A 14,572-nucleotide genomic window follows, 5' to 3' on the forward strand; every position below is an offset into this window, starting at 1 on the left:
AACTATACAAGGATGCATAGGTGGGGTTGTGGCTTTAAAACCAAGGAATAGCCACTAAGCTATCTGAATAACTCTGGCTTTCTCGCACAAAGGAATGGAGTCTATATGTGGTTGTATTGCAGCTTTCATCTCAGCGAAAGAAGTACCATAAAAATAAAATGCAGTTTCTGTCGGACCATCCCAAACTCCGTGAATACTCCCAATGTCTTCCACTGCTTCATCTAGAATATCGAACACTTCATTGATATCCCCATTCTCATAAACCTCATCTGCGAGCTCTGTCCCGTTGAAATAAATAGCCATCCCTTCATCTGAGCCAAAATCAATTCGTACATCTTCGCCGTGAATAAATAAACGAGAACCTTTTGGAGCTAACATTGAAGAAAAAAGTTGAATAATTAAACTGATATTTTCGTCACTAGCCTCTTCAAGTGCTATTTCTATATCGCATTCCTGTGCTTCACCATTATCACCTAATAATGTTCCACCACCTGTGACATGGATATTTTTACCCATGCTTTTCATGACTTCATTAAATGCGTCTTCTAAATCGCCACGCCTAATTGGTTCAAGCCTTGCATTTAATGTTACTGTAATTGCCGTCATTGCTTGCTGGTTATCCATCTCATTACCTTTACTTTAGGGTTAAATATTCACGTAATTTATATATAAACTAGTCACATTAATTGGGTCGCTAAACCGCTTCGCCGCTTGGTTGGCGTTTCAACTGCTCGACGTAATACCTTTGGGCTGCCATAAAGAGATAGCTCTTTTTTAGCTCGAGTTATCGCTGTATACACTAGCTCACGGGTCATTACGGGAGAATATACATTTGGTAAAACCAATGCGGTATGAGCAAACTCCGAACCTTGTGATTTATGAACAGTCATCGCATAAGCTGTTTCATGTTGTGGAAGTCGGTTAGGTTGCACTCCACGAATAGTCCCATCAGGAAATTGAAAATAAGCTCTCAATGCATTTTCTTCATCAGGTAAAATGATACCGATATCCCCATTAAAGAGTCCTAGAGGGCTATCATTACGACTAATCATAATTGGCCGGCCTGCATAGTGTTTATTCGATAAATTATATGGGCGGTTTATTATCCCCTGCCTATGAAACAATTTTTCTAATTTATCGTTAAGGCCAATAACGCCAAAAGGCCCTTCTCGCAGAGCCGTTAGTAACCGATATTGGTTAAATTTTTTCAAAACCTGCTCAGGATCTTCTTTATCTTTCACCGCAAGTAGGTATTCCTTATAATTTTCAGCGGCATCTAATAAAATTTTCGCGTAATCATCCGCAGTTTCTTGAATATAACTGTGTACATCCGGCCGCTGTTGATTTAGTAACTGTTGAACTCGAGAAACATTACCTTCGTTTACGGCAAAAGCGAGTTGGCCAATCCCTGAGTCTGCAGAAAAACGGTAGCTTTTACGTAGTAAACATAGGCTATCACGAATAACTGGGCCGTTTGGTGATGCATAAGATTCGATAGAATGCCCTGTTAGTTCCGAAAGCTGAGACGCTCTTTCTACGCTATAACCACTATCGGCAAACTGACAAATATCCCCTAGCACTGCCCCCGCTTCAACCGAGGCTAATTGATCTTTATCACCTAAAAATATTAACTTTGCATTTTCAGGTAATGACTCAAGTAATTTACTCATCATAGGTAAATCTACCATTGAGGCTTCATCAACAATGAGCACATCAAGAGATAAACGATTATCTCGGTTATAACGAAATTGTTGGCTCTCAGGTTGAGCTCCTAATAAACGGTGCAATGTTTTTGCCTGATTAGGCAAAACAGCACGTTCTTCATCAGTTAACGGAATTTTTTTCATCGCCTCACCGAGGGACTCTGTCAACCTAGCAGCAGCCTTACCTGTTGGAGCGGCCAGCTCAATTCTAATTTTATGGTGATGTCTGGCTTCAAGTTTAATTAATGCCGCTAGGATACGCGCAACTGTTGTCGTTTTTCCTGTCCCTGGCCCCCCTGATATAATTGATACTTTACTGGTTACAGCAACTGCTGCGGCAATTTTTTGCCAATCTATTTCATCAGTAATGGGAAATAGGCTATCCAATACGTGCTTAATTTGAGCATTATTTTGTTTGTCTACTGATGTACTAGCGAAAAAGTTTGCAACATACTGCTCATATTGCCACATTCGTTGAAAATATAAGTATTCCCCTGAAAGCACCAAAGGAGAGATTTTGTTTTCTGTTGATAATGACACTGCATTTGCTTGTTTTAACGTTTGATAAAGTTCTTGTTCACTCGGCTCTCCCATTTTTTGCCAAAATTCAGCAGCTAACTCTGGGTGCCTTCCTGCAAATAATTTTTCAGGCACAACATCTGCCAGTGCTAAACAAACATGCCCAGCCATGGTTTCTGCACTAAGAAGTGCAGCAATGATAAGCACTATCGGGTGATTATTATCAGAAATACTGTAAGCAAATTGCACATCTAGAGGTGTAAAGATATGTTCCTCAATAGCCTGATTAAATAGGGATTTCATTAAACTGACTCCCCTTGTTGAGCATTTTTAAATAAGCTATCTAACGCTTCAATAAAAGCGCCTATTGGGCGACAAAAGAATATTCCATTACTTGAATTAACATCATCTATTCCTCTTAGAAATAAATAATAAACTCCTCCAAAATGGGTTTCATAGTCATAATTAGGCATTCTTTGCTTTAGATAACGATGTAACGCCAACGAATATAGTTGATATTGTAAATCATAGCGGTGGTCTATCATCGCTTCAGCCATGGCCTCTTGGGTATAAAAGCTAGCGTCCTTCCCTAGATAATTTGACTTATAATCAAGAAGATAAAATTTACCTTTCCAGTAAAAGGTGAGGTCAATAAAGCCCTTTAAAATCCCCTGAACTTTCTCAAAATTGAGTGGAGGACAACGTTGTGATAATGGGTCATATTGATGCGTTATCTTATCTAAGTGGCTTGCACTTAAGATTGACTCAATAGGAAGATAAAACTGCATCTCATCTAATTGGTCTTGAGCCTGTAATGCAGACAAACATAGCCCGTCTTCTGATAATGGTGCCTGTACAATTGCGTGTAGCCATTCTTGCAGCATTGGTGCCCAATGTAAGTCAAACCCTGAGGATTCAAGTTTCTCAGACAACCACTCTTGAGAAACCGGCTCACTAAAGTCAATTTCCTCCATCAAGCTATGTAAAAATGTTCCCGGAGATGCGCCTTTAGGAAATTGATGAGGAGTTAGAGTAGAAGGCTCACCTTCCTGTTGCTCCACATCAACACTAGCCTCAATATCCATATTAGGAGCTAATGAATTCGCAAATTGCAATGCTGAAACTAATTGTTCTACCTCTGTATGGCTTGAGCCGTAACTTAACCCCGAATAACTGGTAACACGCCAATGATCATTAAAATGACGGGTCACCGCTCTTGCAGACAAGTTTACGCTGTCATTTTGTTCTAATATTAAACGTTCCGACTTAGGTTGATTAATCACGATAACATCAATAACGTCATTGCTAATCTCAGCCAACATGTCGTTTAATAGCAAGCTGTCTCCAGCTTGTCCTTTTTGGATAACATAACCCAGCGCAGATAAGTGTAAGTCGGTTTCACCACTTTTTTTCCTATTACCTTTAATTAATGGTGCAATACCAACACTACAGTGATAGATAGCTCTTGTAAGTGCCACGTACAATAAACGCAGGTCTTCTGCTAGACGTTCTTCATCAGCTAAAGCGACATTTTCTTCACTATCATTTAAATCTAACCGTACCCCATAATCTGTTCTGTCGTGATATAAACCTTTAGATTGAGGTAAAAAATTGCTCGCAAAAGGTAACCAAACAATCTTGTATTCAAGGCCTTTAGATTTATGAATAGTACTGATTTGCACCAGGTGTTTATCACTTTCAAGGCGCATTTGCTGTACGTCAGATTGATGGTCAGGATGAGCAATTTGTTGTGCTAGCCAACGTGTTAGTGTGTGCTCACCTTCAAGCTGTAATGACATTTCTTGTAATAGCTCACCAATATGCATCACATCCATCAAGCGGCGTTCTCCATCAGTGCCTGATAATAACGTTTCTGCAATTTGCCTCTGCGCCATGACCATTCTAAGCATCGGCAGCACGCCTCTTTTTTGCCAAACCATGGCATAACGAGCAAATTCATCAACAATTTTTTCCCACGATTTTTCATCATGGTTTAGGTCATCAATTTGTTTAGCGGTTAAACCCAATATTCCTGTCGCCAATGCACTACGCAAAACACGTTCTTTTTCAGGTGTTAAAACTGCCTGTAGCAACCACAGTAAATCCCTCGCTTCTGGTGTTGAAAATACACTTTCCCGATTAGATTGAAACACAGAAGGGATATTTAACCGATTTAAAGCATCACGAATTAATACGGCTTCTCGTCGGCTGCGCACCAACACAGTTATATCAGAAGCCTCAACAGGTGTATGCGCTCCTTGATTGTCAAAATAGCTACTACCTTGCAACCCGCCTTGTAAGTATTGTGCGATTTGCACCGCACATTGTGAAGCTGTTGCTTGTTCATATTCAGCAACGGAGACACCTTCCGCTTCAAGTTGCCAAAATGTAAGTGATTTGACTTTTTCACCATCATGAATAAGTTTTTTATCACTATTTTGCTTAGCAAAATTAACGGGTTGAAAAGGAATTTGCTCAAAAATAAATGGGGACTGACAACGAGAAAATAGATGATTAATAGCTTCAACCATATTTTGTGATGAGCGATAGTTAGTCTCTAATGTATAGTGAGCACTAACTTCATTTTTTGCTTCAATATAGGTGAAAATATCAGCGCCTCGAAAAGCATATATAGCTTGTTTAGGGTCGCCGATAAAAAGTAAAGCACTGTCATTAACTTCCCGATAAATTCGTTGAAAAATACGGTATTGCTGTGCATCTGTATCTTGAAACTCATCTATCATTGCAACGGGAAAACGTTGGCTGATAGCTTGAGCTAAAAATTTTCCGCTTTCTTGAGCGAGAGCGCTGTCTAAACGGGTCAATAAATCATCAAACCCCATCTCACCACGGTTATGTTTTTCAAAAGTGATAGCCTCCCTCACCTCTGCAATAGCCAGTGGAATAATCAGATCTTTTAGGGTTAATGATTGAGAAAGTAGCTCATCTATTCTTTGGAAAACAACATGCTCTGGCCCTGAACCACTTTTTGATTTTTTATGTAGTGCCGTTTGTGAAAAGCGTTCAAGATCTTTAGGTAGCTGATAATCTTCTGTTTCTTCTTGAGCCCATTCGCCTATTTTTATCAACCATGTGGGCAGAAAACGAGTACTATAACTTCGTTTATCAACATCGGAATCAGCGATAAGCTTCTCAAAATCTGCTGAATTTTCTAACCATACTGCTTTAACTGACTCAATTAACAAGATTAGCCGCTGATGCCGTTCTTCCAGAGTTTCTGTTTCCTTAGGTTGGTTAATAATTAAAGGAATATCCCCCTGTAAGAAAGGTTTAATCTCCGAAAGCAATGCTTCAGGGCCACTCCATAGTGATTGAATGACTTTCGTCATGGAGTAATTTAAAGGATAAAAATGGCGGCGCCAAAAGTCTGCACAGGCTTGTTTTTGAATCGGAAATTCATCTTGGATCATGGTTTGCTCAAACAACACCCCGGACTCAAATGCATTATGAACTAGCATTCTTTGGCAAAAACCATGGATAGTATATATTGCCGCTTCATCCATTTGCCTTTCCGCTGCCTGCAACCATTGCGCGGCGAATTTTCTTTGAGGCTCCCCCGAAAGCTCGGTTAATAATTCAAGATACTCAGGCTGCGACTCGAAACCAACGCCATTTCTTAAGCAAACTAAGCGCATATCATGAATACGTTGACGAATACGTCCACGTAACTCATTCGTCGCAGCCTCTGTAAATGTTACAACTAGAATTTCTTCAACACTTAACGGCCGAGGAAACGCATTAACGCCTCCCAGACCTAATAAAAGCCGCAGATAAAGTATACCAATTGTATATGTTTTACCCGTTCCTGCTGATGCTTCAATTAATCGCTGTCCACGTAGTGGCAAGGAAAAAACATTCAGTAATTGGGACTCTACCTGCACTTTATTCACTCAGCATCTTCCTTTATTGGTAAAATCTTTTGCAACTGAGAAGCTGTTGGGTAAAGCACCCAATCTTTCAGATGCGCATATCCTACTTTAGTGTCAACTCCCTGGCCTATCACTTGGGAGCTAACAGCTAACCCTTTGTGCTTTATGACTGCATTTTCATAATACTCAATGACTTGTTCTTTCGTTGCACTACCTAAAGTTGCAATAACTTTTTCACGAGTATCAAAACTGAAAATATTTCTAGAAAAATCAGATGAATAACGACCAACTTCCTCATAGAATGTTTGAGGTGGTTGGTTCATTTCCGTGATAATAGATTGTTTATATTGATTAAATTCATCTATCGGTAGTTTTTTTAGTTTCTCTAATGCTTGAAGATAAAATTGTTGGTAGCGTGCATTCAAATAACTCGGTGTCTTGGCATTACTTTGAATCAAAAAGCCCATTCCCCACTGATCACCCAGACCGGTTTTAAAAGCAAATACCGCATAACCCAGTTGCTCATTGGTCCTTAATTGATCATAAAACCAAGGCTGAATCACTTTAGAAAGAATACCAGATAGTACTGCACCATCAATGCGGCTATAACCGTCTGGAATAAAGATTTCAGCAAGTGCATTATCTGAGCTATTTCCCTGCTTTTGGAAATCGGCTAGGTAATTTTTGTCAATAACGACAATATCACCGCGCCACCAATTGGTACCTTCGCTCTTTAATAATTGCTGTGCATCTTTAATAGTTTTAATGCTTTGTGACTCAGTCATATTGCCGAAGACCAGCGCTTGTAATGCTGCACTTTTAACTATCATTTCACGGTAGCTAGTGATGTCTTGCAGTGATATTTTATCTAGCTCCGCTAAACGCTGTTCTTGCTCAAAATAAGGCACACTATTAATACGTTGAAGCGGTTGCATAGCCAACTCATAAGCTTTCGCATTATTAGCAACTTCAATTTGCTCTTTATACCAAGATTTTGATTGAGCTAACTCTTGTTCTGTTGGCTCAAAATCTAGGTATAGTTGAGTCATAGATAAAAAGAGTTCAGGTAAATGTTGGGTGTAACCACTGGCATTTAATTGCAGACCAATTCCTTGAGAAACAGAGACTGACATACCCGCTACCGATGCTTGATATTGCAGTTCGTCCATTTTCAATGAAGCGATATATTGTAATAAAGAACCTGTTACTTGTTCCTTAGCATCCTTATCCCCTTGATTAGAACGTAATGACAAAGTGATACTTGCCTTCGGCTCATCAGCAAAATATTGACTTGGCATATATAACACACGCGTATTGCCATCTTGATAGATGAATTCAGGGTGTTTATAAGCCTTACTAGTTTTAATTAATGATAAATTATCAGCAACATACGGGTTTAAAGCAGGCAATTTAAAATTCATTTTAGCTTCTAAACTTGCCCACGATTTAAATTGTTTTGCTGTAATTTTATTAACTTGATACGGTGCATCAACAAAATATGCTTTTTTGTTATTCGGTTCATTTGGACTAATAAACCAAATCCTCGCCTCTTTCGCACTGAGCTCTGATAAACGCTGTTTAATCGCCTCAGGATCATACTTATCAGCAATATAATCTGAATCAAGAACATGATTAACAGGAACATCAATCATTTGGTCTGATAACCACTCAATGTAGTTCATATCCCTGACAATTGAACCATAACGAAATGATAAATTAAGAACTTTTGCTATTTCATCAAAGTAACTTTTGTTGACTCCGTCGTTCTTAATTAACTCAAGATAAGAAAAAATCGCTGCAATAATTTCGTCTCTTTCTTGTAACCCTTTATCTGTCAACGTGACATAGATAGAGAAAGAACCATAGTTTCTATCTAGATTTGGGGATGCAGAAGCACTGATACCTTCAGCGAGCCCTTGTGATATTAACCAGTCAGCCAGTGTCCCTGGACTTCTATTACCAATTAAGTAGCTAATATAGTTATCACTTTTACTGCGAAAATCTGCCATATTATTTTTAATAGTAAATTCAATTTGTATGGCTTTTTGCGGTTGAGCAGGCACATAATGAATGATAATACCTTTTTCATTATCCGTTACTGCGGGGATATTAACAGCAGGAACACTTGCATTAAAATTAGGTATACGCCCAAATGTTTCTTGTGCGATATTCGCTAATGACTCAATAGATTGGTCGCCGTAAAGCACTGCATTCATTAGGTTTGCAGAATAATACTTCTTATAAAAGCCTACTAGCTCATCTTGTAGTTTGCTATTAGGTTTGTCTTTCAGAGTCTCTAAATTCCCTCCCGAAAAACGCGAATTTGGGTGTAATGGGTTCAATGTTTCAGAACGTACTTGCCATATACGCATCCCATCACGAGAGCGTGCCATTGTAAGTTCTGCATTAACTGCATTACGTTCTCTATCTGCATTAATTGGGTCTAAAAGTGGATCAGCTAATGCATCTGCAAGCCGGTCTGTCGCTTCTTTTAATGCGCCATTTTCCACTTCAAAATAATAAGCAGTGCGGTGAGATGCCGTACTTGCATTATGGCTACCACCATGTTTTTGCAAAAACTCAGAGAAACTACTTGGCTCAGGGTACTTTTTGGAGCCCATTAAAACCATATGTTCTAAGTAATGGGCTAACCCTAGTTGGCTATTTGGGTTTTCAATACTACCAACAGGTATTGATACAGCAGCCAATGATTTTGTCGCTTTGGCATCTGATACTAATAAAACCGTCATATCATTGCTAAGCTTGATGGCTTTATATTCCCTAGGGTCACTTTCGCTTTTATTTACTGTTTCAGGCAAAATTTGCCAAAGTGGTTGTGCTGCAATCGCTTGGCCACCGAAAAAAATTATCAGTAATAAAAATAGATGAGCGATATTTTTGGATAAATATTGCATCCTTTGGTGCTCTCCTGTCATTTCAAGTATTTTGTCATCGGTAATAAAAACCGCTGAGTGTTTGATAACAAAGTTTTAATCATCACATCATCAATGCTTCTGCAAACTCTTGACACATAATCGTCTTCCATCTCGCCTCTTTGTATCTGACTTCCTTGTAAGTTTTGGAGCAAAGCAGATAATGCTTTTTGCTGAGTTTCTTCACTCAAAAAATCGTACTGTTTCGTCTTTTTATCAAAACAAGCCTTAACCCAACTCCAACCACTTTGAGAAAGAAGAATTAGCGGAGAATTAAACCCCTCACAGTAGCCTAAGACTAAATCTTGTAGATAAGCTAATGCATCTTCTTTGTTAATAGCGGAAAACTGCCAAATGCTATTATCTCTTCCTAGTGCAAGGCTTTCCCCTTCACCAATTTGTGAGTTAAATAGTAAATGCTCCACCCATAGCTGCACCCCATCATTAGCGGTTAAGTAAGCAGGACGATAGCGTACCATTCCTGTCTCATGAACATCTTTCAGTAACCCTATGATTTTTATCCCATTTATCTGAAAATCAAACGGATAATCAAATAGCTGCATATTATATTCTTTAACTTTTTCAGCTAATGGCGATATGTCATTCAACTGCTGTTCCCAAAAAAGTTGACCAAATTGCCTAGCAGGCAGCTGGCCCGATGCTTTTAAAGCAGAATAAAAAGGCTCAATATTCTTATCTTTGACAAGTAAATCTAAAATTTGATCATTAATTTTATATCGCTGTAATCTACCTAAGTTAAATGGCTCTTCTTCAGGCAGTTCGGTTTCTTCAATAGAAAAATGTACTTTCAAACGCTGTTGAAAAAATGCCCTAATAGGATGACGATAAAAACGTAATAATTGTTCTAAAGAAATTTCTGTTATAAGTTCTCGAATTTCAAGTATTGAACAAAATGGTTCATCAACTTTATTTGTTGTTTTTGCGGCAGGTAACCACTCGCTCGCGAAGCTCTGATAAGGCGTTTCTGGTAAGAAATTTTCTTTTGCGAATGGAACTCTATTATGTTGAATGACCAGATGCTTGCTTAACCGCTTAGCACTTTCATCAATGGTCAACGTTTCATCGCCAACTAAACAAAAGCTTTGGCATATATAATCAATTAATTCAGTTACTAATACTGATGGATTACAAGGTTGATTATCGCGAATAGAAAGCCCGATATAGCTAACATAAAGTTGTTTAGATGCTGAATTCAATGCTTCTAAAAACAGATATCTATCATCGTCCCGGCGTTTTCTATCTCCACGCACAGGCTTTTCAGCCATCAAATCAAACCCTAAAGGCGGTATATTCCGAGGGTAAGCACCATCATTCATCCCCAGTAAACACACAACCTTAAATGGTACCGAGCGCATTGGCATCAAAGTGCAAAAGTTAACGGCTCCAGCCAAGAAACGTTGACTAATCTTTTCATCATCAAAACGAACTGAAAGTTCATCACGAATTAATCGTAACGGAACTTGCTCTTCATATCCTGAAATTATCGCGTTATCAATTATTTGATGCCACTGTTCCGTCAATAGTGCGAGAACCAGTTCAGTTTCACCATCAACCATAAAGCAGCTATCAAGTAATTGCTGGCAAAGTTCTTTCCATTCTGCAAGTGGACGTTCCTGTGCTAGTACAGCGCGCCACTCTCTTAGTGTATTGATTAATAATGCTAATTTCCCGGCAAGCTGAGCCGCTAAGCCACTGCACTCATCGTAAGGTAAAATACCATTCCACGGGCCATTTCTACTGTCCATTGCATAGCCAAGCAACATTCTACTTAAGCCAAATTCCCATGTGTTTTGCCCTATCACCGGTAAAGCGAAGGAACGTACATTATCATCATCAAGCCCCCAACGGATCCCTGATTCATTAACCCAGCGGCGTAATAAACTTAACTCACTTTCATCAATACCAAAACGTTGAGAAAAAGCAGAAACCTCAAGTAGACTGAGGACTTGCTCCGTTGAAAAACGGCTCTGAGGTAAATCGAGTAGCATAATAAATGCTTGTAAAATAGGGTGAGCCTGTAGCGCTTTCCTATCTGATATTGAAAAAGGGATATAACGAACTGATGCTGTATTACCAAAAACTGCCTGAATATAGGGAGCATAGCTGTCGATATCGGCAACCATGACTATCACATCACGCGGTGTTAACGATGGGTCTTTCTCAAAGAGAGAAAGTAGATGATCTTGCAATACTTCGACTTCCCGCTGTGCACTATGGCATAAATGGAATGTTATCGAGTCATCTAACTCATTGATTGGCCGCTTACCCACACTCGTTTCATAATTTTCTAATGTTGTCCCTAATTGAGCATGATTTTCGAGATCTAAAATATCCTGCTGGATATTCTCTAATAAATTGGCTCGTTCAGTATCAACATAGGCTGAAATTTCATTAGTACTATCGATTTGAGAAATAAAGTATAGGTTGTCTCGGCCTAGCCTTCCCCACGATGCAAGCAGTGGATTTGCAATATCCTGCTCGCCATTTTCATTAAATAAATTAGGAGTATGATCCTCAAGTTTAAAACGAGAAATTTCATGTTTGTCAAGATAATGCCGAAGTTTCCTTTGCTGCAACCTAGCTAAAAATGACGCACTTTGAATGTCTCCCCAATAATAACGACATGGGTTTGTGAACATTAAATGAACATCTGTATGTTCTGCTATTGCATTGATTGCTTGTAAATAAACAGGTGGGAGAGATGAGATACCGCAAATAAAAATACGCTTTGGCAGCATTTTTCCTAAATCAGGATTCGATGATAATGTATCTATAAAATGTTGATATAAATTAGCTCTGTGCCAAGGCGGCTGTTTTAATTCATTTGAATAATCAACAAGGCATTGCCACAAGCGTTTTTGCCACAGTTGATTTTCACTTAGCCCCTCTATTAATTCATTTTTTTGCCATATTTCAACCCATTGTGGGCGATATACCAAATATTGGTCAAATAAATCAGCAATCCTACCTGCAAGTTGATGCAGCTTACGTTTATCTGTATCCTCTTGAAGATAATGCCTTAAAGGTTCAAATTCTTCTTCGTTAATGACAGTTGGCAATATTGTCATTAATTTCCATGTCATTGCTTGTTTGGTATAAGCGCTTTCTTTTGGGATATCAGGTAAGACCCGCCTAAACATATCCCAAATAAATGTTGCAGGTAAGGGATAGTTAATATTTGCAGCGATACCAAACTGCTTAGCAAGTTCGATTTGTAACCACTGTGACATTCCAGGACTTTGTACTAAAATTATTTCTTGCTCAAAAGGGTGAGAAAGTGGTTCATTTTTCATTAAATGAGTCATTAGATCTTTTAATAAATCTAATTGATTAGAATGATACACTTGAAACATAGTGTTCTCCTGTTGAGCAATACCAATGACTTAATGAAAATGGCTGTTTTTTTACCGTTAACGATACCATTAACTCAGTACAGTTATCGACCCGTGGTATGCGAACTGTTTGCATTTTCCATTCAGGGTAACGCAAATTTGGCCCTATGGAAGAATTTTTCTCCCCTGATATTGGTTCCCCTGACATCACGCTTTTTTCTAATGTGCTATGCAGTACTCTAATTGCCGACGAGTTCATATACAATTGATTAAAATTCAATATGATATATTGCGAATAGTTTACCAAAGCTACCAGTGAAATAGCAAAAATAACCACGCCAATCATTGCTTCAACTAATGCAAACCCTTGCTGCTTTATTTTCACTCGCAAAATCCTTTTTTAATCACTGGACAATAATCTAACCACCCTTTTTCACGAGGAAAAAACTGTCGTTTATTTACATCCAATACCATCCAACGGTAAACTTTAATCTCATTTTCAGAGCGGTAATGGCTTTGTCCCGAAAGTAAGAAAGCCGCCCCTTTATAATGTTTTAAACAACTTTTCCATTGTTGAGTTTCCTCTTTCTGGCAAACCCAATGCCTTAGTTCTCTATGTTTACTATCCCAGTGCAATGTTCCTCCCCATGCAAGGGCTGATTCTGCTTTATTAAATGTATCGAAATACTTGATTTCATTACGCTGCTCGTCTCGAGCTCGTTCTTGGAAGAAATGAACAGATTTAATCAATAATGTGCCTATTGTGATAAAAATAATAACCATCAATAGAGAAACGTTTCCCTGTTGTTGCTCTATGCGCTTCATAAATTTCTAACCAAGGCCGCTATTCGATAATTAAATGTTTGATTAGGTAATAACTCTGTTCTAAGGCTAATTTCCATTTCAAGTAATTGCACACTTTCCCGCCAATTAAATACTAATTTTTTAACCTTGATTAGCTTCTCATCAAATAGCGATTGCCAACGCATTCCATTGCAATCCCTAACATTCCTATTGGTTTCTAATTTTTCATTATTTAACCGATAACCAAAATAATCAGAATCTATTGATTTAGATTTAACATTTTCCCAGCTACCTGATAAATCTTGGTCATAAGCAAAAATAATGCATGAATTGTTCCCTTGGCTTAAAGCCTTAGATGAAATTTTTAAAGGCTCCTTTCCACAATTCAGGCTACTGCAATAACCAATCCTTCTAAAATCTTTTTCCATGTTTATCAATGTTTGTCTTATATCCCTGTCTATTTGATATTGAATATAAGACCGATAAGTTTGTTTAAATAATGCGGGAATGGCGTTCATCGCTGATACACACACAATGCTACTGATAGCCATTGCCATCAACATTTCAATTAGCGTAAATCCTTGCTGCTTTTTTAATTTATCGTTAGTTAAGAGGATCAACATTTCGGTACTCCGGCCATTTTTTTATGGCTACAGCTTCTTATACGACCTAATGAAGAAATATAAATTGTGATTTGCTCACTCTGATTTCTTAGCTCTATACTGAAAGCACGAATAGTTCCCTGTTTTCCATAAAACTGAATTGAAGTACGGCTCGCTTTGCTGAGATCTATTCCTTGGTGCCTTTCTGCTGTTAACTTACCTACTTGCTGCTTGTTATTTGCATCCTTAACAATAAGCTGCCAATCACCTTTCCCAATCTTAACCGATAATATTTGGTACCTGTTTAAATAAACCCCTTCGGTCATTTGGCTATAAATAAACTCAGATACTTGTCTAGCAGCATCGATTAACCGTTGTCTTTCTACTTGCTGTTGCCATTGATATAAACAGGACAACATAATGAAAGAGCAAATAAATAAAACAATAAGAATTTCAATTAAGGTGAAACCACGCTGTATTGTATTTGAATCAATTCTCATCTTGTTGTGACTCCACTTTTTTCATAAACAAGCCTGAGATTGCCAAAAAAAAACGGTATAGCGAGGTTTGTCATTACAAACTGCATAACGTTTCGCAACAAAATAGATAGATTCAGAGCAATACAACTCAATTTGCGAAGCGCCTCGCAAAGAAATAGTTCAATCAAAATAAATACACGAAAGTAAATGACTTATAAGCCAAGATAAATTGCATCAAGGATGATGGGATTGATAAAGGAGGAAAATTAATGGGAAATTAAAAAATAGT

The 14,572-nt window shown here is 38.3% G+C and carries 9 protein-coding genes; all 9 read right to left on the reverse strand.

What is annotated here, in order from left to right; genetic code table 11:
* Window positions 1–54 precede the first annotated feature (54 nt).
* The 9 genes from PSF28_RS09105 to PSF28_RS09145 are packed head-to-tail and all read right to left on the reverse strand — an operon-like array spanning window position 55 to window position 14,304.
* On the reverse strand, window positions 55–624 hold the full coding sequence (locus tag PSF28_RS09105; protein ID WP_210835342.1) for a hypothetical protein: 570 nt from the start codon (window positions 622–624) through the stop codon (window positions 55–57).
* A gap of 53 nt (window positions 625–677) precedes the next feature.
* Window positions 678–2,525: an exodeoxyribonuclease V subunit alpha gene (recD, locus tag PSF28_RS09110; protein ID WP_210835344.1), complete on the reverse strand. Its 1,848-nt coding sequence runs from the start codon at window positions 2,523–2,525 to the stop codon at window positions 678–680.
* A complete protein-coding gene (recB, locus tag PSF28_RS09115) occupies window positions 2,525–6,133 on the reverse strand; it encodes an exodeoxyribonuclease V subunit beta (protein WP_272684954.1) in 3,609 nt (1,202 codons plus the stop codon). The genes recD and recB overlap by 1 nt, the downstream gene beginning before the upstream one ends.
* Window positions 6,130–9,027, reverse strand: a complete 2,898-nt coding sequence (ptrA, locus tag PSF28_RS09120) for a pitrilysin (RefSeq protein WP_272684955.1) — start codon at window positions 9,025–9,027, stop codon at window positions 6,130–6,132. The genes recB and ptrA overlap by 4 nt, the downstream gene beginning before the upstream one ends.
* A 17-nt stretch (window positions 9,028–9,044) precedes the next feature.
* A complete protein-coding gene (gene recC / locus PSF28_RS09125) occupies window positions 9,045–12,419 on the reverse strand; it encodes an exodeoxyribonuclease V subunit gamma (RefSeq protein WP_272684956.1) in 3,375 nt (1,124 codons plus the stop codon).
* Window positions 12,397–12,783, reverse strand: a complete 387-nt coding sequence (locus PSF28_RS09130) for a prepilin-type N-terminal cleavage/methylation domain-containing protein (protein WP_272684957.1) — start codon at window positions 12,781–12,783, stop codon at window positions 12,397–12,399. The genes recC and PSF28_RS09130 overlap by 23 nt, the downstream gene beginning before the upstream one ends.
* Window positions 12,780–13,223, reverse strand: a complete 444-nt coding sequence (locus PSF28_RS09135; protein WP_272684958.1) for a DUF2509 family protein — start codon at window positions 13,221–13,223, stop codon at window positions 12,780–12,782. Before PSF28_RS09135 ends, PSF28_RS09130 begins: the two co-directional genes overlap by 4 nt.
* Complete coding sequence (locus tag PSF28_RS09140) at window positions 13,220–13,825, reverse strand: prepilin peptidase-dependent protein (protein WP_272684959.1); 606 nt, start codon at window positions 13,823–13,825, stop codon at window positions 13,220–13,222. The genes PSF28_RS09135 and PSF28_RS09140 overlap by 4 nt, the downstream gene beginning before the upstream one ends.
* Window positions 13,819–14,304, reverse strand: coding sequence for a prepilin-type N-terminal cleavage/methylation domain-containing protein (locus PSF28_RS09145; protein WP_272684960.1), 486 nt, complete (start codon window positions 14,302–14,304; stop codon window positions 13,819–13,821). The genes PSF28_RS09140 and PSF28_RS09145 overlap by 7 nt, the downstream gene beginning before the upstream one ends.
* Window positions 14,305–14,572: the final 268 nt, after the last annotated feature.

The organism is Providencia sp. PROV130, assembly GCF_028482225.1.
Lineage (GTDB): Bacteria > Pseudomonadota > Gammaproteobacteria > Enterobacterales > Enterobacteriaceae > Providencia > Providencia rettgeri.

Excerpts from the sequence above, each read along its gene's own strand:
- PSF28_RS09105 (WP_210835342.1), bottom strand. The coding sequence starts at position 624 with ATGGATAACCAGCAAGCAATGACGGCAATTACAGTAACATTAAATGCA.
- PSF28_RS09140 (WP_272684959.1), bottom strand. The coding sequence starts at position 13,825 with ATGTTGATCCTCTTAACTAACGATAAATTAAAAAAGCAGCAAGGATTT.
- recC (WP_272684956.1), bottom strand. The coding sequence starts at position 12,419 with ATGTTTCAAGTGTATCATTCTAATCAATTAGATTTATTAAAAGATCTA.
- ptrA (WP_272684955.1), bottom strand. The coding sequence starts at position 9,027 with ATGCAATATTTATCCAAAAATATCGCTCATCTATTTTTATTACTGATA.
- PSF28_RS09135 (WP_272684958.1), bottom strand. The coding sequence starts at position 13,223 with ATGAAGCGCATAGAGCAACAACAGGGAAACGTTTCTCTATTGATGGTT.
- PSF28_RS09145 (WP_272684960.1), bottom strand. The coding sequence starts at position 14,304 with ATGAGAATTGATTCAAATACAATACAGCGTGGTTTCACCTTAATTGAA.
- recD (WP_210835344.1), bottom strand. The coding sequence starts at position 2,525 with ATGAAATCCCTATTTAATCAGGCTATTGAGGAACATATCTTTACACCT.